At 43.2% G+C, this 19,861-nt stretch carries 20 protein-coding genes, 4 tRNA genes and 1 other annotated feature; of the genes, 21 read left to right on the top strand and 3 right to left on the bottom strand.

All coding sequences use genetic code 11. From position 1 onward, the window contains the following. Positions 1 to 44: 44 nt before the first annotated feature. The 4 genes from MKY83_RS19385 to MKY83_RS19370 all read left to right on the top strand — a co-directional run bounded on the left by MKY83_RS19385 (position 45) and on the right by MKY83_RS19370 (position 3,657). Positions 45 to 656, top strand: a complete 612-nt coding sequence (locus MKY83_RS19385; protein ID WP_319610058.1) for a TetR/AcrR family transcriptional regulator — start codon at positions 45 to 47, stop codon at positions 654 to 656. 216 nt (positions 657 to 872) lie between these two features. Beyond that, positions 873 to 2,162 carry an adenylosuccinate synthase gene (locus MKY83_RS19380; RefSeq protein ID WP_113767962.1) on the top strand — a complete coding sequence of 430 codons (1,290 nt, stop codon included), beginning with the start codon at positions 873 to 875 and terminating at the stop codon, positions 2,160 to 2,162. 136 nt (positions 2,163 to 2,298) lie between these two features. Then, on the top strand, positions 2,299 to 3,432 hold the full coding sequence (locus tag MKY83_RS19375) for a DUF418 domain-containing protein (protein WP_342490539.1): 1,134 nt from the start codon (positions 2,299 to 2,301) through the stop codon (positions 3,430 to 3,432). A gap of 15 nt (positions 3,433 to 3,447) precedes the next feature. Then, entirely contained in the window at positions 3,448 to 3,657 is a 210-nt protein-coding gene (locus MKY83_RS19370; RefSeq protein WP_065097597.1) for a hypothetical protein, read from the top strand. Between the two features lie 34 nt (positions 3,658 to 3,691). Here MKY83_RS19370 and MKY83_RS19365 read toward each other — a convergent pair whose 3' ends face one another. Beyond that, entirely contained in the window at positions 3,692 to 4,210 is a 519-nt protein-coding gene (locus MKY83_RS19365; RefSeq protein WP_065097598.1) for a peroxiredoxin family protein, read from the bottom strand. A 342-nt stretch (positions 4,211 to 4,552) separates the two neighbouring features. Here MKY83_RS19365 and MKY83_RS19360 point away from each other — a divergent pair. From MKY83_RS19360 to MKY83_RS19310, 11 genes are all read left to right on the top strand, one after another. Next, a tRNA-Lys gene (locus tag MKY83_RS19360) sits at positions 4,553 to 4,628 on the top strand. Between the two features lie 6 nt (positions 4,629 to 4,634). Then, positions 4,635 to 4,706 (top strand) — tRNA-Glu (locus MKY83_RS19355). A gap of 81 nt (positions 4,707 to 4,787) precedes the next feature. After that, positions 4,788 to 4,864, top strand: a tRNA-Asp gene (locus tag MKY83_RS19350). Between the two features lie 27 nt (positions 4,865 to 4,891). Continuing rightward, positions 4,892 to 4,964: transfer RNA gene (locus tag MKY83_RS19345), tRNA-Phe, on the top strand. 351 nt (positions 4,965 to 5,315) lie between these two features. Then, a complete protein-coding gene (gene yycF, locus MKY83_RS19340) occupies positions 5,316 to 6,023 on the top strand; it encodes a response regulator YycF (RefSeq protein WP_003215017.1) in 708 nt (235 codons plus the stop codon). Positions 6,024 to 6,030: 7 nt separating this feature from the next. Next, the gene (walK, locus tag MKY83_RS19335; RefSeq protein WP_050944648.1) at positions 6,031 to 7,869 is read left to right on the top strand and encodes a cell wall metabolism sensor histidine kinase WalK; all 1,839 of its coding nucleotides are present in this window, start codon (positions 6,031 to 6,033) and stop codon (positions 7,867 to 7,869) included. Next, positions 7,859 to 9,238, top strand: coding sequence for a two-component system activity regulator YycH (gene yycH / locus MKY83_RS19330; protein WP_342487613.1), 1,380 nt, complete (start codon positions 7,859 to 7,861; stop codon positions 9,236 to 9,238). The genes walK and yycH overlap by 11 nt, the downstream gene beginning before the upstream one ends. Further along, positions 9,225 to 10,088: a two-component system regulatory protein YycI gene (gene yycI, locus MKY83_RS19325; RefSeq protein ID WP_065097602.1), complete on the top strand. Its 864-nt coding sequence runs from the start codon at positions 9,225 to 9,227 to the stop codon at positions 10,086 to 10,088. Before yycH ends, yycI begins: the two co-directional genes overlap by 14 nt. A 6-nt stretch (positions 10,089 to 10,094) precedes the next feature. Beyond that, a complete protein-coding gene (locus MKY83_RS19320) occupies positions 10,095 to 10,889 on the top strand; it encodes an MBL fold metallo-hydrolase (protein WP_342487612.1) in 795 nt (264 codons plus the stop codon). An 81-nt stretch (positions 10,890 to 10,970) separates the two neighbouring features. Beyond that, positions 10,971 to 12,158, top strand: a complete 1,188-nt coding sequence (locus MKY83_RS19315) for a S1C family serine protease (protein ID WP_185108209.1) — start codon at positions 10,971 to 10,973, stop codon at positions 12,156 to 12,158. A 68-nt stretch (positions 12,159 to 12,226) separates the two neighbouring features. Next, complete coding sequence (locus tag MKY83_RS19310; RefSeq protein ID WP_265208653.1) at positions 12,227 to 12,691, top strand: GNAT family N-acetyltransferase; 465 nt, start codon at positions 12,227 to 12,229, stop codon at positions 12,689 to 12,691. Between the two features lie 38 nt (positions 12,692 to 12,729). Here the strand turns inward: MKY83_RS19310 and MKY83_RS19305 are convergent, their stop codons facing one another. Beyond that, positions 12,730 to 13,611 carry an ABC transporter ATP-binding protein gene (locus MKY83_RS19305; protein WP_342487611.1) on the bottom strand — a complete coding sequence of 294 codons (882 nt, stop codon included), beginning with the start codon at positions 13,609 to 13,611 and terminating at the stop codon, positions 12,730 to 12,732. Further along, complete coding sequence (locus MKY83_RS19300) at positions 13,612 to 14,298, bottom strand: ABC transporter permease subunit (protein WP_342487610.1); 687 nt, start codon at positions 14,296 to 14,298, stop codon at positions 13,612 to 13,614. It abuts the gene before it with no gap. Between the two features lie 192 nt (positions 14,299 to 14,490). Continuing rightward, positions 14,491 to 14,761: a binding site (T-box leader), on the top strand. A 110-nt stretch (positions 14,762 to 14,871) separates the two neighbouring features. Between MKY83_RS19300 and MKY83_RS19295 the strand changes: the two genes are divergently transcribed. The 6 genes from MKY83_RS19295 (at position 14,872) to rlmH (ending at position 19,752) form a co-directional block, all read left to right on the top strand. Continuing rightward, positions 14,872 to 15,732: an S-adenosyl-l-methionine hydroxide adenosyltransferase family protein gene (locus MKY83_RS19295; RefSeq protein WP_044139077.1), complete on the top strand. Its 861-nt coding sequence runs from the start codon at positions 14,872 to 14,874 to the stop codon at positions 15,730 to 15,732. Positions 15,733 to 15,746: 14 nt separating this feature from the next. Further along, positions 15,747 to 16,304 carry an ECF-type riboflavin transporter substrate-binding protein gene (locus MKY83_RS19290; protein WP_012011871.1) on the top strand — a complete coding sequence of 186 codons (558 nt, stop codon included), beginning with the start codon at positions 15,747 to 15,749 and terminating at the stop codon, positions 16,302 to 16,304. Positions 16,305 to 16,323: 19 nt separating this feature from the next. Next, positions 16,324 to 18,039, top strand: a complete 1,716-nt coding sequence (locus MKY83_RS19285) for an ABC transporter ATP-binding protein (protein WP_342487609.1) — start codon at positions 16,324 to 16,326, stop codon at positions 18,037 to 18,039. After that, the gene (locus MKY83_RS19280) at positions 18,030 to 18,860 is read left to right on the top strand and encodes an energy-coupling factor transporter transmembrane component T (RefSeq protein ID WP_342487608.1); all 831 of its coding nucleotides are present in this window, start codon (positions 18,030 to 18,032) and stop codon (positions 18,858 to 18,860) included. Before MKY83_RS19285 ends, MKY83_RS19280 begins: the two co-directional genes overlap by 10 nt. A 161-nt stretch (positions 18,861 to 19,021) precedes the next feature. Beyond that, a complete protein-coding gene (locus tag MKY83_RS19275; RefSeq protein WP_008360116.1) occupies positions 19,022 to 19,192 on the top strand; it encodes a CxxH/CxxC protein in 171 nt (56 codons plus the stop codon). An 80-nt stretch (positions 19,193 to 19,272) separates the two neighbouring features. After that, positions 19,273 to 19,752, top strand: coding sequence for a 23S rRNA (pseudouridine(1915)-N(3))-methyltransferase RlmH (gene rlmH / locus MKY83_RS19270; RefSeq protein WP_251184472.1), 480 nt, complete (start codon positions 19,273 to 19,275; stop codon positions 19,750 to 19,752). Positions 19,753 to 19,861 lie beyond the last annotated feature (109 nt).

Below are 19,861 nucleotides of genomic sequence, written 5' to 3'. Positions count from 1 at the left end.
ATTCATCAGCCTGGAGGATTCAACCAACAGAAAAGCGAAATCTGTTGAAGAAAATAGGAAGGGGAGAGCGGCTTGTGGCGGACTGCTACAGAGGGGATAAGCGCGCAACGGAATCAAAGCAGCAATTAAGAAAAGCATTATTTCAGTTATTAAGCGAGAAAGAATGGGGGAAGATTTCTGTACAGGATTTGACGAAAGTGGCGGGCATTCACCGCACGACCTTTTATCAGCATTATGAGGATAAATTTGATCTTGCCCAGCAGCTGATGGATGAGATGTTTGATGTGATGAAATGTGCCATTTTTGCGCCTGTACAAGAAGGTGATTTGGAAAAAAAACATGCAGCATATGTATATATTTTTCGATTTTATCAGCATTTGCAAGAACACGAAGAGGAGTATCAAATTCTCTTGAAACGAGGACGAGAGCTCAATATTCATGAAACGGTTCGTGCTTTTTTTGAAGAAAGCTTTTCTTTGGGGGTAAAGGGGGTTGCAGGCTCAAAACCTGATCCGCATCTCGTTCCTATCGACATGCAGAAGCAATTCGTCATTTCGGCTTACGTTGGAACAGCTGAATGGTGGCTGAGGACAGGGAGACCGTACTCACCTGATTTTATGGCAAGCTCGATGATTCATTTAATTGAAAATCAATAGAAAGTAAGAATAATCAAAATCGTTGTTTTTACTCAAAATCTCCCTTTTTAAGCGCAGAAGAAGTGATTAAAGCGCTTTTTCTCATATTTAAAACGAACAAAATTTGATTTCGAGATATTAATGTTCGGATTTAGCGTTGACTTTTTCGTTTTGCATTGATAAAATAAATGTGTTTGAAAGAGATAACGTTTTGAAAGGTTAACGGAGGTGCACGATATGTCTTCAGTAGTCGTAGTAGGTACGCAGTGGGGTGACGAAGGGAAAGGGAAAATTACCGATTTCCTTTCAGAAAATGCAGAGGTGATTGCCCGTTATCAAGGGGGAAACAATGCAGGTCACACGATCAAATTTGATGGAGTGACTTACAAGCTACACCTCATTCCGTCCGGTATTTTTTATAAAGAAAAAACTTGTGTCATCGGTAATGGAATGGTGGTTGATCCTAAAGCGTTGGTCACTGAGCTTGCGTATCTTCACGAACGGAATGTGAGTACAGATAACCTCAGAATCAGCAATAGAGCCCATGTGATTTTGCCTTACCATTTAAAATTGGATGAGGTAGAAGAAGAGCGGAAAGGGGCTAACAAGATCGGTACGACGAAAAAAGGAATCGGACCAGCTTATATGGACAAAGCAGCTCGTATCGGTATCCGTGTCGCAGATCTATTAGATCGTGAAGTATTTGAAGAGAAGCTTGCACGTAATCTAGAAGAGAAAAATCGTCTTTTAGAGAAAATGTACGACGCAGAAGGCTTCAAGATTGAAGATATTTTAGACGAGTATTATGAATATGGCCAGCAAGTGAAAAAATATGTCGTGGACACATCTGTTGTCTTGAATGACGCACTAGATGAAGGCCGCCGCGTGCTATTTGAAGGAGCACAAGGTGTGATGCTTGATATCGATCAAGGGACATATCCATTTGTTACGTCATCTAACCCAGTGGCTGGAGGAGTGACGATTGGTTCTGGTGTAGGACCGACGAAAATTCAACATGTGGTCGGCGTGTCAAAAGCGTACACAACACGTGTTGGAGATGGCCCATTCCCGACAGAACTCCATGATGAAATTGGTGATCAAATCCGTGAGGTTGGCCGTGAATACGGTACAACAACTGGACGCCCGCGCCGTGTTGGCTGGTTTGACAGTGTTGTTGTCCGTCATGCGCGCCGTGTGAGCGGTATTACAGATTTATCTCTGAACTCAATCGATGTATTGACAGGGATTGAGAAATTGAAAATCTGTGTCGCTTATAAATTGAACGGAGAAATCACAGAAGAATTCCCAGCAAGTCTAAAGGAACTAGCGAAATGTGAACCTGTCTACGAAGAAATGCCAGGATGGACAGAGGATATTACGGGCGTGAAGAATTTAAGCGAACTGCCTGAAAATGCCCGTCATTATTTAGAGCGCATTTCACAATTAACAGGTATTCCACTTTCCATTTTCTCAGTCGGTCCAGATCGTTCACAAACGAACGTTGTCCGCAGCGTATACCGTCCATAATCATAGACTGATCAGACACCAGTAAAATTGCACATTTTACTGGTGTCTTTTTGTTTAAATATTTCTTAATTTCAGTAGAACAGGCTTCCGACCATTACCAAAATATGATAACTGTATAGGGGGAAGGAGCGTTCTAGTGAAAGAAAGAATAAGATTATTAGATATTTTAAGAGGTTTTGCCATATTAGGTACATTGGGAACGAACGTCTGGTTTTTTGCGTATGCAGGGGATACCTTTGCGACAGATCAGATTGCAGATGAATATGAACATGGCAGTTTTCTAGAAAGCCTTGTTTCCATGTTCGTCTATGGGAAAATGCTCTCACTGCTTTCCATCATGTTCGGTGTAGGGCTAGAGCTGAAATACCAGCAGGCCAAAAGAAAAAACACGCCTTGGCCGGGTACATATTTATGGATTCTTTTATTTTTATTTATCGAAGGCTTTGTCCATTTTGCACTTGTGATGGAATATGATGTGCTCATGAGTTACGCTGTCACCGGTTTGCTTGTGGCATTTATTGTACGAGGAGGGAGCAAGCGTATCAAAAGAGGCATGATCTTCTCTGGAGTCATTCATCTGCTTGTTCTGTCCTGTCTGATGGTGTTTGCCCTCTCTGAAATGGACACCGCATCGTATGATCAAAGTAGTGAACCGGCGCTGGAAGAGCAGCTGCCAGAGACATGGATCTCGCAGGTTCAAGAACGATTACAACACTTTTTCATGTACCGTGAGGAAGCGATCTTTATCGTTCCAATGAACACATTTTTGTTTTTATTAGGGGTGCGGATGATGAGAGCCGGTGTATTTTATGCAAATGAACGCGGGCAATCTCTGCGGAAAAGATTATTCCGAATCGGTCTGTGGGTGGGTTTGCCGCTGAATGCACTTGTCTTCGTTCCGAACGAACTAGTGGAATTCGTTGTGCGCTATGCGTTTTCGCCATTCCTCTCTCTTTTCTATATCGCTGTCATTGCGAAGCTCTTGGCGCATACGGAGTCATGGTTCATGTGGAATTGGTTTGAATATGTAGGGAAAATGGCGCTCAGCTGTTACATCCTGCAAAATGTCATCTGCTCGGTTCTTTTTTATAGCTGGGGATTGGGTCTTGGCGGGCAAATCAACGCCCCTCTTATCATATTGGCATGGCTGCTCATTTCACTTCTGCAAATCGCCATATCAGCATGTTGTCTAAAGGTTTGGGGAATTGGTCCAATGGAATATATTCGTTCGCAGGCACTTCGCCGGGTGACGATGAAGAAAGCAGCATAAAGGGGAATCGTTACAATGTTTTTCAAAAAAAGTACGAAAAAAGAACAAGCGAATGCACATAAAGCAGCAGGACCGGCATTTATCTTTTATCTTCTCGCATTAGGAGGACATTCGCTGTACTCTTATTTCCAGGATGATAAACCACCCGTCACTTTTGTGATTCTCATGTCGGGTCTCCTTGTATTTTTCGCCGCAGACTGGATATATAATAAAAGGAATTCATAAAAGAAGCCCTCGTCATGAGGGCTTCTTTCTTATTTCAGCTTTTATATTGGCCTTTTAAATTTTTACGAATGTACTGAATGATTTTGCGCAGTTCGTTGGCATGCGGTCTGCCAAACGGACTTGTTTGTCTTTGCTGATAGAGGACTTGGCCCTTTTCGTTTAGTAAGAAATAGGCAGGTTCCCCGTGCACTCCGTGATCTTCATAAGGAGCATCTTCTCCGTGATAGTGGACTTCATATGCTTTTAATGAAGTGAGGTCCTTGTCAGACATGATTGGGAAGGACAGTCCTTCTTTATCGGCAAATTCCTTCAAGTCATCAGAATGATCCGTTGAAATCGCCATTAAGTGGATATCCTTGTCTTGAAAGTATGATTGCTGCTGTTCAAGCTCTTTCAATTCTTCTACACATACTGGGCACCATGAGCCTCTAAAGAAGACGATGAGGTGCCAGCTTTGATGCTCCTCTAAATGTTTGTGAAAATCAATATGTTCGCCCTGAATGGTTGGAAGTGAAAAATTGGGCATTTTATCTCCTAATTTAAATGAACTCATACTGCTTCCTCCTTTTTCAATCACAATGTCACTTGTATCATGTATAACCAATTTCGGGCGGTCTAAAACGTTTCTATGTGCTTGAATAGGCAGAGGTCATGAAAAGAGGCAGTAAAAATGAAGGCGGTTGCAAATAGAAGGGCTTTGGCGGGAGATTTCAAATCCGACACTTTTTTTAAAAAAATGTCGAAAAACGTATTGCCATATGTAATTACTCTATGATATTATAAATCTCGTTGTTGCAAAGGTCTCTGAAACTTGTTAGGATGCGATGTTCCAGCTTTTTTAAAGCGATTGGTTTGACGCAATACAACTTCTTCAGAATTACTTTTCACAAACCGAGAGCCATTAGCTCAGTTGGTAGAGCATCTGACTTTTAATCAGAGGGTCGAAGGTTCGAGTCCTTCATGGCTCACCATGTATTGGCCCGTTGGTCAAGCGGTTAAGACACCGCCCTTTCACGGCGGTAACACGGGTTCGAATCCCGTACGGGTCATTGATTTACTTTAGCGTTAAGCTAATTTTTCCTCACTTGCTTGAAGGAGCACCACGATTGCTTTTTCGGGCAAGTTACTGAGGTCCGGTAGTTCAGTTGGTTAGAATGCCTGCCTGTCACGCAGGAGGTCGCGGGTTCGAGTCCCGTCCGGACCGCCATTTATACTTATTCATCTTTTTGATGATGGCTCGGTAGCTCAGTTGGTAGAGCAACGGACTGAAAATCCGTGTGTCGGCGGTTCGATTCCGTCCCGAGCCACTTCCAAACGCATCTGCAATCGCAGGTGCGTTTTTATTATATGAAAAAAAGGCATAAAAAGGGAGAAGCCGGACCTAGGTAGGGCCCGGCTCCATAAGAAGAAGACGTTACATCTATATAGACGATTGGTGACTGGAAAAGTTTCGATAAAAAAGGAAAAAAGCCATCAATTTTTTTGAGAGGTGACTTCCTATCCAACGTTTACTAGAAAAGAAAGCCGTTATTATTTTTATCTTTGCCACGTAAAGCGTTATAATAGACAGTGAGCCTTTTTTGCTCAAATGAAAAAGGTCTGATGAGACATGCAAAAATGGAATGACATAGATGCTAAAAATGCAGGAGGAAATCACAATGGAAAAAAAGATTCTTGTCGTAGATGATGAAAAACCGATTGCTGATATATTGGAATTTAACTTAAGAAAAGAGGGCTATGAGGTTCATTGTGCATATGACGGCAATGAAGCCCTTGAAATGGTAGAAGAAATCAAACCGGACATTATTCTGCTCGACATTATGCTACCGAACAAAGATGGCGTTGAGGTATGCCGTGAAGTGAGAAAGAAATATGACATGCCGATTATCATGCTGACAGCAAAAGACTCTGAAATTGATAAAGTCATCGGTCTTGAGCTTGGCGCAGATGATTATGTGACGAAGCCATTTAGCACGCGCGAGCTGCTTGCCCGTGTGAAAGCGAATTTGAGAAGACAAATTGCTACGCCGCAGACAGAGGAAGAATCTGAATCAAATGATATTGAAATTGGATCACTTGTCATTTATCCAGATGCGTATGTAGTGTCTAAGCGCGAGGAAACGATTGAATTGACGCACCGTGAGTTCGAATTGCTTCATTACTTAGCGAAACATATCGGACAGGTCATGACACGTGAGCACTTGCTGCAAACCGTTTGGGGCTACGATTACTTTGGGGATGTCCGTACAGTAGACGTCACCGTCCGCCGTCTTCGTGAGAAAATTGAAGACAACCCTAGCCACCCTAGCTGGATCGTGACAAGACGAGGCGTCGGCTACTATTTAAGAAACCCAGAGCAGGACTAAGATTCTTATGAATAAAGTAGGTTTTTTTCGCTCGATTCACTTTAAATTGACCTTAATTTACGTGCTGCTGATCATCGTCGCCATGCAGATCATTGGCGTGTACTTTGTGAAGCAGCTAGAGCAGTCCTTAATTAATTCATATGATAATTCCTTGAATCAGCGAATCTACTCGTTATCGTATTACCTAGAACAAGATTCATCGAAAAGTAAGGCAGAATTAAAAGAGGATGCTCAAAAGATATTAAACGACTTTAACAACAAAGATGAGTCTAATGAAATATCTGAAGTCAGCTATATTGATGAAAGCAGAGAGGTGATTGCCTCTGTGAATAACGGCAGTCAGGAGATTGCCGGCAAGAAAATCACAGATCAAATCATTAGCCGTATTTTCGCAGTAGGCAAAGACTATGAAAAGAAATTCTATGACCCAGAATCCAATAAACGGGTGCGTATCTCTGCGACAGCCGTGAAAAATGAAAACCAAGAAACTGTCGGTGTGATTTATGTTGTGTCTTCGATGGAGAGCGTGTTTAACCAAATGCGAACCATTAACACCATTTTGGCAACTGGCACACTGATCGCACTTGGGACGACCGCACTACTTGGAATTTTCATCTTTAGAACAATCACTCATCCTATCTCGGATATGAGAAAGCAAGCGATCGAGCTCGCCAAAGGGAACTTTTCCAGAAAGGTTCGAAAGTATGGACATGACGAGATTGGCCAGCTTGCGACAACCTTTAACCATCTGACGAGAGAGCTGGAGGAAGCGCAGCTGATGACGGAGGGTGAGCGGAAAAAGCTTTCTTCGGTCATTGCCTATATGACGGATGGCGTCATCGCAACGAATCAAAACGGTGCGATTATTCTATTAAACAGCCCAGCATTAGAGCTGTTAAATGTTTCACGTGAAACAGCACTAGAGATGCCGATTACGTCCTTACTGGGCCTCGAGGACACGCATACCTTTGAAGATTTAGTCGAAAATCAAGATTCCATGCTGATAGAAATCGAACGCGAAGATCAGCTGTCTGTTTTGCGTGTCAATTTCTCTGTGATTCAGAAAGAGCACGGGAAGATTGATGGTTTAATTGCGGTCATTTATGACGTCACAGAGCAGGAGAAAATTGATGCAGAACGCCGTGAATTCGTCGCAAACGTATCACATGAGCTGCGCACACCGCTGACGACGATGCGAAGCTATCTTGAGGCACTGGCTGAAGGCGCAATTGGTGATAAAGAGCTTGCGCCAAGGTTCCTCAGTGTTACGCAAAATGAAACAGAGCGCATGATTCGGCTTGTCAATGACCTGCTGCAGCTGTCTAAGTTCGATAGCAAGGATTATCAATTCAACCGTGAGTGGACGAATTTTATCAGATTTATCTCATTGGTCATTGATCGTTTTGAAATGACAAAGGAGCAGCATGTCGAGTTTATTCGCAATCTTCCGCAACGTGAAATATATGTGGAAATTGATCAAGATAAAATCACACAAGTGCTCGATAATATCATTTCCAATGCTATGAAATACTCGCCAGAGGGTGGACATATCACGTTTACCGTTGATCTGGATGAGGAGAATGGCCTTGTATTATTCAGCGTCAAAGATGAAGGGATCGGTATTCCGAAGAAGGATATGGATAAAATCTTTGAACGTTTTTATCGAGTGGATAAGGCGAGAACAAGAAAACTTGGCGGAACCGGCCTAGGCCTTGCGATTGCAAAAGAAATGGTTCAGGCTCATGGCGGAGATATTTGGGCTGACAGCATTGAAGGAAAAGGAACAACAGTGACCTTTACCCTTCCGTACAATGAAGAACAAGAGGATGATTGGGATGAAGCGTGAGACCTTTAAAACCATAATATTGACAATCCTAATTGCGATCAGTCTTGTGTTTACGTGGAATATTTGGATGTTCCAGCCCGTCATGCAGGACCAGGCAGATGCCGGCACTAAGGTCGTGGAAACGAAGAAGATATCAAGCGATGAGCCTAGAAGCCTCATTGATGTCGTGAAGCCGCGGGAGATGTTCATCCATTCAAATGGGGAGCATTTTAAAGTGGATCAAAAGGAACTCTTTCAAAACTTCTGGAATGATGTGAGCCTTTGGGATGTGAAAGAGATTTCGGATGTGTCAGATCAATATTCGGAGCAGAAATTTAAGAATTTCTTCTATGGAAGCGGAGGACAGGGGAAGACATTGGATCTTGTGTTCAATGACCCGATTCCGATTGATATTTTCCAAGCGTTGTTTAAATGGCCGAATAAGTCCATTGAATACAATTCGTTTGACCGGATGATTGTGCCGTTCTCCCAGCAGGACAAGGCCAATAAGAAAGTTTATTTGGTTTCATACAGCAAGGAAACGGTGCTTGAGCTGACAATAGAGTCTGCTAACTATCGGAATCTCATGGACAGTATCGCAGCCGCTCAAAACGAGATGCCGCACTATGATCTCTATACATTCTCAGCGAATTCGAAACGAGATTTCCTCCTTCCGAGAAAGCAAAAGCAGCTTGAAGCGAAAATGTTCTTTATCGAAACGATTAAGACAAGCAAATTCAAGGACGCTTTGTTTACGGATCCGAGTCTAGTCGGCGAGGAGTCTAATTTAAACCGAACGGTGTACACAGATGGCACAAGCCGCCTTGAAGCCAATCAAAAAGACCACCGCATCCAATATCAACATCGCAATATCAACAGCAGCACCGTTTTCCAAACGGGCGATTTGATCAAGCGAAGTGTGAAGTATTTCAATGATACGGGGAGCTTTACCGATGACTATCAATACTTTGGCATCAATAGCAACCAGCAGCTTTCCTTTAATATGTTTATGGATGGCCTACCGATCGTCAACAGTACAAAGCACCCATTTGGGATGACCTCTCTTGAAGTACAGTGGGCGAATGACGACATCTTGAATTACAAGCGTCCAAACTATATTCTAGGCAACAAAGCGAGTCAGAGCGAACAGGTCAAGCTGATGAATGGGACAGAGCTGAAAGACTTAATCGTCAAGCAGACGAAATATGATGACCTTGAGAAAATTGAACAAATTTTCCCGGCCTATCAAGCTGCTTCCACCGCATCAGATCAAGATCAAGCGATGTTTGTCTGGCTGGACCCAGTATGGTGCATGAAATACAATGGCAAAACCGTGATTCTATCGCATGATTTGTTGACAGAGGGGGGCGAGAATCATGGAGTGGAATAAGACCAAAACGATCTTTATCCTAGCCTTTCTCGTTCTCGATATCTTTCTAGGTTTTCAATACTTTGAAAAACGATCAACCGATCATTTTGCGATTATCGAAAAAACGGATACGCTGGAAGAAATGAAGGCAGACGGGATCAAATATGGCAATCTATCAGATGAAGCGAAGATTGGCTACCGCATTACAGCTGAAAAGAAGCAATATACGAAAAAGGATGTCGACCAATTAGCTGATCAAAAGGCGAAAAGCACATTCCCGAAAACAGACAAAGATGATCCTGTCACGCTGCTTGAAGTGACTTTCAATAAACCAGTGGCCTTGCCGAAAAAAGATATGAAAACAGCGGCGGCAAATCTGGTGAACCAGCGTTTGCTGGATGGGAAGAATTATAAGCTGTGGAGTATTGATGAAGAGACAGGGAAAATCGTCTTTTTCCAAACGTATAAAGGGAAATACATTTTCCAAGAGGGGCTTGATGACTCCGAAACCATCGGAAAAATCACCCTAGATCTAAATGATAAAAACGAGGTCGTATCGTATCAGCAGTCGATGGTGACATCGATTAATGAAGTGAGGAAAGAAACCCTAGTGCCAGCGCTTGAAACTGTGAAGGATTTATATACGCAAAACATGCTGAGCCAAAACACGACCGTGAAAAAGGTAGAGCTGGGCTACTATACGCAATACCCAGGTGCAAGCACGCAGGTCATGGTGCCTGTATGGCGAGTCGAGCTTGAAGGCGTATCAGCTAGTTCAAAGAAAAAGACAGAAGAAGAATATTTGATCAATGCCATTGATGGCTCAACACTTGATCATATAGAGAAAGATGACAAATCCTCAATGGAGTGAGAGAACATGAGCTTGCAGTTCAGTGTACTAGCGAGCGGAAGTACGGGGAACGCTTTTTATTTAGAAACAGACGAGCATGCCTTTTTAGTGGATGCTGGGTTAAGCGGCAAACAGATGGTCGAGCTGCTTGGTCAAATCGACCGCAAGCCTGAGGACTTGGACGGCATTTTTGTGACACACGAGCACTCAGATCATATTAAAGGGCTCGGTGTCATGGCAAGAAAGTACAAGCTCCCTGTCTATGCAAATGCGAAAACATGGAAGGCGATGGAGACTCATATCGGGAAGATTGACACAGAGCAAAAATTCCATTTTGATATGGAAACCGTCCAATCCTTTGGCGGTCTCGATGTTGAGTCCTTTGGCGTCTCACATGATGCGGCTGAGCCCATGTTTTACGTGTTCCATTATGGCGGGCGCAAACTTGCCCTAATGACGGATACAGGCTATGTGAGTGATCGTATGAAAGGGATCATTCAGTCAGCCAATACATTTGTATTTGAGAGCAATCATGATGTCGGTATGCTGCAAATGGGCCGATACCCGTGGAGCATTAAGCGCAGAATTCTGAGCGATGTCGGACATGTATCAAATGAAGATGCGGCTCTTGCGATGACAGATGTCATTGGAGATGCCACCTCACGCATTTACTTGGCTCATTTGAGTCAAGACAACAACATGAAGGATTTAGCCCGTATGGCCGTCCAGCAGACGCTTGAGATGAAAGGCTTTGTTGTCGGGGATGGCTTTGATTTATATGATACGGACCCGAAAAAAGCAACCCCGCTTTGCTCCGTATGATTTTTACAATCGTATGATTAAGATAAGAGCTTCTTACCAACACTATATACATCATCTATTCACTGAAAGGAAGGAAACATAGTGGATTATCGCGATGTAGAGTGGAAGCCGAGACGAAGCAGAAAAGGATATTTCCTATCTGGTCTGATCGGTGTATTGGTAGGAGCTTTTTTAATGGGATTCTTTTTCCCCTATGTATCAGGACAGAGCGGCAGTCCCTTTGGGTGGCAGCAGAACGGAGATGGGCAAGCAGCACAGGGCCCTTTAAAGACCGTCAATGTGAACGTCAATGATGCGGTCACAAAAGTCGTATCTCATATGTCGGATACGGTTGTCGGCGTCATTAATATCCAAAAGTCGAGCTTTTGGGAAGAAGGCGGAGAGGCAGGCAGCGGGTCAGGTGTGATTTATAAGAAAAAGGGTGACACCTTTTATATCGTGACCAACCACCACGTCATCAAAGGTGCCAATCAGCTTGAAGTGAGTCTTCAGGATGGAACAAGAATTGGCGCCAATCTTGTCGGAAGCGATCAGCTTATGGATTTAGCGGTTCTCACCGTCAAAAGTGATAAGATCAAGCAAACCGCCGCCTTTGGCAATTCAGATCATGTGAAGCCCGGTGAGCCAGTTATCGCCATTGGAAATCCATTAGGGCTTGAATTTGCGGGTTCTGTCACACAAGGTGTCATTTCTGGAACGGAACGTGCGATTCCTGTGGACTCGAATGGAGACGGACAGGCGGATTGGAATGCGGAGGTACTGCAAACAGATGCCGCCATCAATCCAGGCAACAGCGGCGGTGCCTTGATCAATATGGACGGAAAAGTGATCGGCATCAACTCAATGAAAATTGCTGAATCAGAGGTAGAAGGCATCGGGCTGTCTATCCCGGCAAACCTTGTCATCCCTGTCATAGAAGACTTAGAGCGCTACGGAGAGGTAAAGCGTCCGTATCTAGGCGTTGGCATGAAATCATTAGCTGATATTGCGAGCTATCACTGGCAGGAAACGCTGAAGCTGCCGTCTAACGTCACATCAGGGGTTGTCGTGATGAGTGTCGAGCCTTTGTCTCCGGCAGGAAAAGCGGGACTAAAAGAGCTGGATGTCGTCACTTTCTTTGATGGCAAGAGTGTACAGAATATCGTAGACCTTCGTAAGTATTTATATCAAAAGAAAGTTGGCGACAAGGTAAAGGTGCAGTTTTACCGAAGTGGAAAGAAAAAATCAGTAGAGATCAAACTTTCTCAAACCGACCGATTCGGCGGCTAACCAGTTCCTTGATGGGACTGGTTTTTTTTGCATGCTCATCATATGATGGAGGAAAGGGGGCGGTACGATTGGTTACACTACAACCAATGTCACAAACAGATTACGATGTATTGATGGAGAAGGCCATTCAGCGGTACGCAGAAGAAAAGGTACTCGCAGGGACTTGGGAGAAGGAAGAATCACTTGCAAACGCCGAAGAACAATTTGATCGGCTCCTTCCAGAAGGTCTGCAGACAGAGCATCATGAGCTATGGAATTTCTTAAATGGGGAAGAAGCGATTGGCTGGGTTTGGCTTTGTTATGACCCCAATCATCCGCAGAAGGAAGGATTCATTTATAACTTTTTCTTATTCGAAGCCTATCGAGGCAAAGGCTTTGCAAAGCAGGCCATTGCTGCATTAGAGGAGCAAGCAAAGTCATTAGGAGTGCAGAAACTCTCGTTGCATGTCTTTGCTCACAATCAAATTGCCCGTTCACTGTACGAGAAGACCGGATTTACAGAAACTGGAATCTATATGAGTAAACCTTTATAAAAAAGAAGAAGTACCGTGCGGATCGCTACGGTACTTTTTTATGAGGTGCTCATGGCATCCTGAGCCGTGACTCTGTATAAATCAACTTTGCATTTCACGAAAGCGCGGATGATCGATGGGACTTGGGCTTCTGAACGAATCAACAATGAGGTCTCGTCATCACTGATCACAAGATCTGTTCCAACAGTTTGTAAGTACTGCGTGAGAACAGGCTTCACCTCATCATCAATCCACGCATGCTTGAAGGTTGCACGTATGTTTGAGGATGTGATGGTTTTCTCTTGAGGATGTGTATGGGGGGACACTAATTTTCCTTCAGAAATAAAAGCAGTTTTTGTACAGATACTATTTGTGAACCTTGGGCGGTCAGCCGTTAAAAAGACGGTTTTCCCTTCATGTTTTAACGTGTCAATGACCTGCTGGATGTGCAAGATCGAATCTGCGTCAATATCAGCAAAAGGCTCGTCTAGTAAAATAAATTCGGGTCGATGGGCGATAGCCTGCGCCATGCCGAGCCGTTTCTTCATACCAGGTGTGAAGGAACCGACCTTTTCCTGATGATAGCGATCTAAGCCGACAAATTCGAGCAGTTCTTCATAATCACTCGTTTTCTGGCGCGTCCCGGTGATTTTTGATAAGTAGGCAATATGTTCAAGTGCCGTAAGCCCTTCATATAAATCCGTATATTCAGGCAGAACACCGATATGCTGCCTCACCTTTTTTAATGAAGGCATATCCATCATCGTAAACGTCCCAGAGGTTGGCCGGGAAATTCCCGTAATGATATTGAAAAACGTCGTCTTACCAGAATCCTTCGGTCCAATGAGCCCGAAAATATCACCTTGATTGACATCAAGGGTAATGTGATCTATCGCGACTTTTGTCCGATATTTTTTTGTGAGTTCTTTTGTATGTAGCATTTAGACATCCCTCCTTTGAAATAGGAGTGCTGTTCCAATGAGTAAGATAACGGTCAATGCTGTATTCATGAGTACATAGGTCAGCGGCTCACTCAAGCGCACATAATAATAAGGCGTCATATATTGGAACCAATGAATTAATCGTTCTGAAGAAAGAACAGATATCATACTGACGATTGGGAAAAGAAAGGAAAACAACATCCCAACAAACATTGATTTCTGCGGGGTTGGAAAGAGCATGGACAAAAATAAAGCACATGAGATACCGACACTGATAAAGGTTAAGATTTTTAACGCATCAGAGAACAGAAAACGATGTGAAATCGCCATATTCAGTACGTATGTCGTCATAATACAGCTAAGCCAAAACAGCATCAGTCCAAGATATTTCCCGATAATAATGTTCAAACGAGTAGTTTTACTGACGAGAAAACGAATGGTTTTCAAATGAATTTCTCGGCTTAAAATATCGTGAGACAATAAGAAAATAAGGAAGAAACCAAATAACGATATCACCAGTTCATTCCCAATGGAATAAGGATCCTTTGCCTCCCATTTGTCCTGATGAGCAGCAATAAACGGTAGAGTTGAAACAAAAGTAGATAGAATGAAAATAATAACAATTGTTAAAATAGATTTTGTGCTTTTGAAGAGCTGCTTAAACTCATTCATACAGATGGTCCACACACGCTGTACCTCCCTTCATCTTTATTATACCGCTAGAAAGGAAAGACACCATATCTCGCTCTTTAACATTTGTTTAAATTTTATAAAAAGAAGACTCTTCCAGCACCTGTTGACTCACTTTTGAAAATGTTCAGAAAAATATCTTGATTTATCAAAAAACATCATGTATGATAGCTTTAATTCAAGATAGTTAAACAGGCAATGACGAGAGAAAGTACAATCATCAATTTTTCCACAGAGAGCTTCGGCAGCTGAAAAGAAGCAAAAATAATGATTCGAAAAATGGTCTCTGAGCCTCGTGCTGAACATATCTATGATATTAGTAGGACACGACGAGAGTTGGTACTCGTTATCAAAACCACAGTATATGAGCCAGATTGGAGCTTTGTACTTGTAGAGGCTGTTTAGCGCGAGCAAACAGTAAATAAAGGTGGTACCACGAGACAAATACCTCGTCCTTATGATTCAAAGATAAGGATGGGGTATTTTTTATTGTCCACTTTTTTCATACAAATGTTCAAATGTTCCACGTGAAACACCACATCCATTTTTTCAAATGAAAGGGAGATTGACATGAGTGAACATGCATTGGTTTTACAATCAGATTTCGGTATTGATGATGGAGCAGTCAGCGCCATGTACGGAGTGGCAAATACGGTCAGCAGCAGCATCCGCCTTTTTGATCTAACACATAATATACCGCAGTATGACATTTGGGAGGCATCTTACCGCCTGCTCCAAACCGTCACGTACTGGCCGGAAGAGACGGTATTCGTATCCGTCGTTGACCCAGGCGTTGGGTCAGAAAGAAAGAGTCTTGTCGTCAAAACCACAAGCTCGCACTACATCATTACCCCAGATAACGGGACACTTACGCACGTCGCACAGGATATTGGCATAGTGGAAGCCCGTTATTTAGATGAAACCATTAACCGGCTGCCAAAGTCGGGAAAATCACATACTTTCCATGGGAGAGATATTTACGCGTATACAGGGGCGAGAATTGCTTCAGGTGTGATTTCTTTTGAAGAGGTTGGGCCAAAGGCGGATATTGATGATATTATTCACCTTCCAGTCGTACAGGCTTATGCGAAAGAAGAAGTCATCACAGGGACGATTGATATTTTAGACGTGAGATTCGGAAACCTCTGGACAAACATTCATCACACGCTATTTGAACAACTTTCAATTAATTACGGTGATGCAATAGAAGTTACCATTGCCAACGGGCCAAAAAATGTGTATAAAAATATCATGACCTATGGACGATCTTTTGCCGATTTAAAGGTAGGCGAACCACTCGTATATGTCAATTCACTCGATCATTTAGGCGTGGCGATCAATCAAGGGTCATTTGCAAAGGCTTATAACATCGGTACAGGCACAGGCTGGCGCCTTTCGATTCGCAAAGCTCCGCGCATTATATACGAATAAGAGGAGGATACGTCATGGCAGGTAAACAACTTTCAACGAAAACTGTCGTTGCCATCGGAATTGGCGCAGCCGTCTTTGTCATTTTAGGACGCTTCGTCTCCATTCCAACTGGGATTCCGAATACACAAATTGAAACATCGTATGCATTCCTTGCATTAATGGCCGTGCTATTTGGTCCGGTTGCAGGCGCACTGATTGGGTTTATTGGTCATCTTATTAAAGATGCCACCACATTCGGCCCTTGGTGGAGCTGGATTATCGTTTCAGGTGTTGTTGGGTTATTGATCGGCTTCATTTCGAACCGTTTAAAAGTAGAAGAGGGCGACTTTGGCTGGAAAAAAATCACGCTCTTCAACGCCGTACAAGCAGGCGCACAGGCATTGGGCTGGTTTGTCATTGCTCCGGTACTCGACATTGTGATCTATGCAGAACCTGCGAACAAAGTATTTGTTCAAGGCATCGTAGCAGGAATCTCAAACATCATCACAGTTGGTGTACTAGGAACCATCATCATTGCGGCTTATGCGAAAACGAGAAGCAAAAGCGGCAGTCTATCGAAAGAAACATCATGAAGCAAGGTGGAACACATAAATGAAGAAACCGATGATTCAATTCGAACATTTCGGATTCCAATATCGCAGTCAGGCAGAACCGACATTGAAAGCTATCAACCTGACCATCTATGAAGGCGAAAAAGTCCTCATCGCAGGCCCGTCTGGATCGGGAAAAAGCACACTAGCCCATTGTATCAATGGGCTAGTTCCTGCGTCTTATAAAGGTTCTATGGAAGGAAGTCTTCACATCGGAGGGAAGAATGCAGAGAAAGAGAACATTTTCTCTCTCTCACAGCTCGTCGGAACGGTGCTGCAGGACCCTGACGGACAATTTATCGGGCTGACCGTTGGAGAAGACATCGCGTTTACACTTGAAAATGACCAAGTCACACGCGAAGAAATGAAAACACGTGTCGAAGAAGCGGCAAAATTAACAGAGGTAGATGGCAAGCTGGCATCGTCCGTACATGAGCTGTCAGGCGGTCAAAAACAACGTGTCGCCATCGCAGGCGTACTTGTCAACGAAGTCGACATTTTGCTGTTTGACGAACCACTTGCAAGCCTTGATCCCGCAACAGGCAAAGAAGTGATCGATCTCATTGATCGACTGCAAAAACAAACGAAAAAAACCGTCGTGATGGTTGAGCACCGGTTAGAGGACGTCCTCTTCCGCCAGGTGGACCGCATCATCGTCGTCAATGACGGCACGATAGCAGCGGACATGACACCAGATGAATTGCTCGCCTCAAATGTATTAGAAGCGGCGTATTTACGTGAGCCTTTATATGTAAAAGCCATGAAATATGCAGGTATTCCGGTTGAAGCAGGAGATCAGATCGCGAATTTACAGCATCTTACCTTAAATGATGAGGAAAAAATGAAAATCGAGCAGTGGATGGAAGCGTCTGAGCCATCAGTCGAGCAAAATGCAGCGCAGGATTTACTAGAAGTACGTGAACTGAGCTTTGACTATCCGACAAGACCCAACACGCTGAGCAACATCTCTTTTACCGTCAAAAAAGGAGAAATGATCAGCATCGCAGGAGCCAATGGCGCAGGCAAGACAACACTATCCAAGGTGCTCTGCGCGTTTGAAAAGCCAACAAAAGGGACCATTCATCTAAATGGCGTTGACATCACAGGAGACACCATCAAACAGCGCTCCGAACGAATCGGCGTCGTCATGCAAAACCCAAATCAAATGATTTCTAAACAAATGATTTTTGATGAAGTCGCATTTGGTCTCGTTTTAAGAGGCGTAAAGGAAGACGACATCAAGGAACGGGTGGAGCGGGTCTTAAAAGTATGCGGCTTATACCCATTTCGGAACTGGCCGATTTCTGCTCTCAGCTTTGGACAAAAAAAGCGCGTCACGATCGCATCAATTCTTGTATTAGAGCCAGAAATCATTATTTTAGATGAGCCAACCGCCGGACAGGATTTTAGACATTACACAGAGATGATGACGTTTTTAGAGCAATTAAATCAGCAGGGTGTCACGATTTTGATGATCACACATGATATGCATTTGATGCTCGAATATACGACAAGAACCATTGTCATTTCTGATGGAGAAAAAATCGCAGATGATACACCAGCCAAAGTGCTGACAGATCAGCTGCTTGTTCAAAAGGCGAGCTTAAAGGAAACATCGCTGTATGAACTGGCGCTGAAAGCAGACTGGCCAAATCCAAATGAACTCGTGGATCGCTTCATTGAGGTTGACAGAAAGGAACGAATGACATGGCTGTAGACATGCTGTCTTATATCGATCGCCCGTCGCCGATTAATCGGCTGACAGGGGCCACCAAACTCATTTGCTTTATCCTCTGGTCATCCGCAGCGATGCTCACGTATGATACAGGCGTGTTAGTCTTTATGTTAGCCGCTAGTGTCGTATTCTTTCAGATGTCGAATGTGCGATTTCGTGATATCTCCTTCGTGGTGATTGTCCTGGCGATTTTCCTAGTGATTAACAACATCGCCATTTACATCTTTGCACCGCAGCAAGGTGTTGCAATTTACGGAGCAAAACATGAACTATTTCATATTGCCGGCTGGTACAACGTCACACTTGAACAGCTTTTCTATCAGTTAAACATTACACTGAAATACGTGACCGTCATGCCAGCAGCGCTTTTATTTATTGTGACAACAAATCCAAGTGAATTTGCCTCATCGCTTAGCCGAATCGGGGTCAGCTACCGGATTTCGTATGCGGTTGCGATTGCTCTACGCTACATTCCAGATATTCAGCGTGATTTTCGAACGATCGCAATTTCTCAACAAGCAAGAGGCATTGATTTATCGAAGAATGAAAAACTGGGGAAACGGATCAAAAATGCGCTGTCGATTGTGATGCCGCTGATTTTTTCTAGCCTAGAGCGGATAGAGACGATCAGCAATGCGATGGAGCTGCGCGGATTTGGAAAGCATAAAAAACGCACATGGTTTACGGCGAAAGACTTTCAAAAAGCAGATTATGTGGCGCTAATATTTGTTGGTGTGGTACTGATCGTGTCACTAGTGATTACATTTGTTAGAGGAACGAGATTTTATAATCCGTTTCTATAGAAGGAAGCCTTCACAGGAGTGGAGGCTTTTTTATTTGGTTTGTGGATAAAAGGTGTGGAAAATGGTAAAAGACTATTAACATGTGAATAAATCGGTTATATTGAACAATGAGCGAAACACTTGTGAATAACGAGACAATATATTGGAGGAATTAGAAACTTATGAACAAATCACTTTATGCTTGCGCAGAACATATAGAAACCGTGCTAGACATGTACATAGATGATCACGAAACGCCACCAGAATTCAGAAAAATCGAACATACACACAGTTTATCCACAACCTGTGAATTGTGCGATGAACCTGCAATATATATAGTGGGGAACGAATGATCGGACACAAAATACACAAATTTTATCCACAATTGTTGATAACTTATATGAATAACTTGTTCTTAAGGTGGGGATGACCTGTGAATATATCAATTATCACAGTAGGAAAATTAAAAGAGAAATATTTAAAGCAAGGCATAGCCGAATACACAAAACGATTACAGGCCTATGCGAAAATCGACATCATTGAGCTCGCAGACGAAAAAGCACCTGAACATCTCAGCGAGCAAGACATGAAAATCATCAAAGACAAAGAAGGCGAACGTATCCTAAGCAAAATCAACCCAGACGCCCACGTCATCGCCCTCGCCATCGAAGGAAAAATGAAAAGTTCCGAAGAATTAGCCGATACAATAGATAAGCTGGCAACATACGGAAAAAGTAAGGTGTGTTTTGTTATAGGCGGGTCGCTAGGATTAAGCGATGCTGTCATGCAGCGTGCGAATGAGAAACTTTCGTTTTCAAAAATGACGTTTCCGCATCAGTTGATGAGGCTGGTGTTGGTGGAGCAGGTTTATCGGGCGTTTCGGATTGTTCGGGGGGAGCCTTATCATAAGTGATGAATAATAAATATTAACAAAGAATTTTACAAATAAGATTATTACTAAGTCTATTGGCTTAATAATATTTATAAGTAATAATTCACCAATAAAGGAAAAGCTGTTATAA

The organism is Bacillus sp. FSL M8-0266 (assembly GCF_038613425.1).
GTDB lineage: Bacteria > Bacillota > Bacilli > Bacillales > Bacillaceae > Bacillus > Bacillus pumilus.
This window is presented reverse-complemented; position numbering and strand designations above follow the sequence as displayed.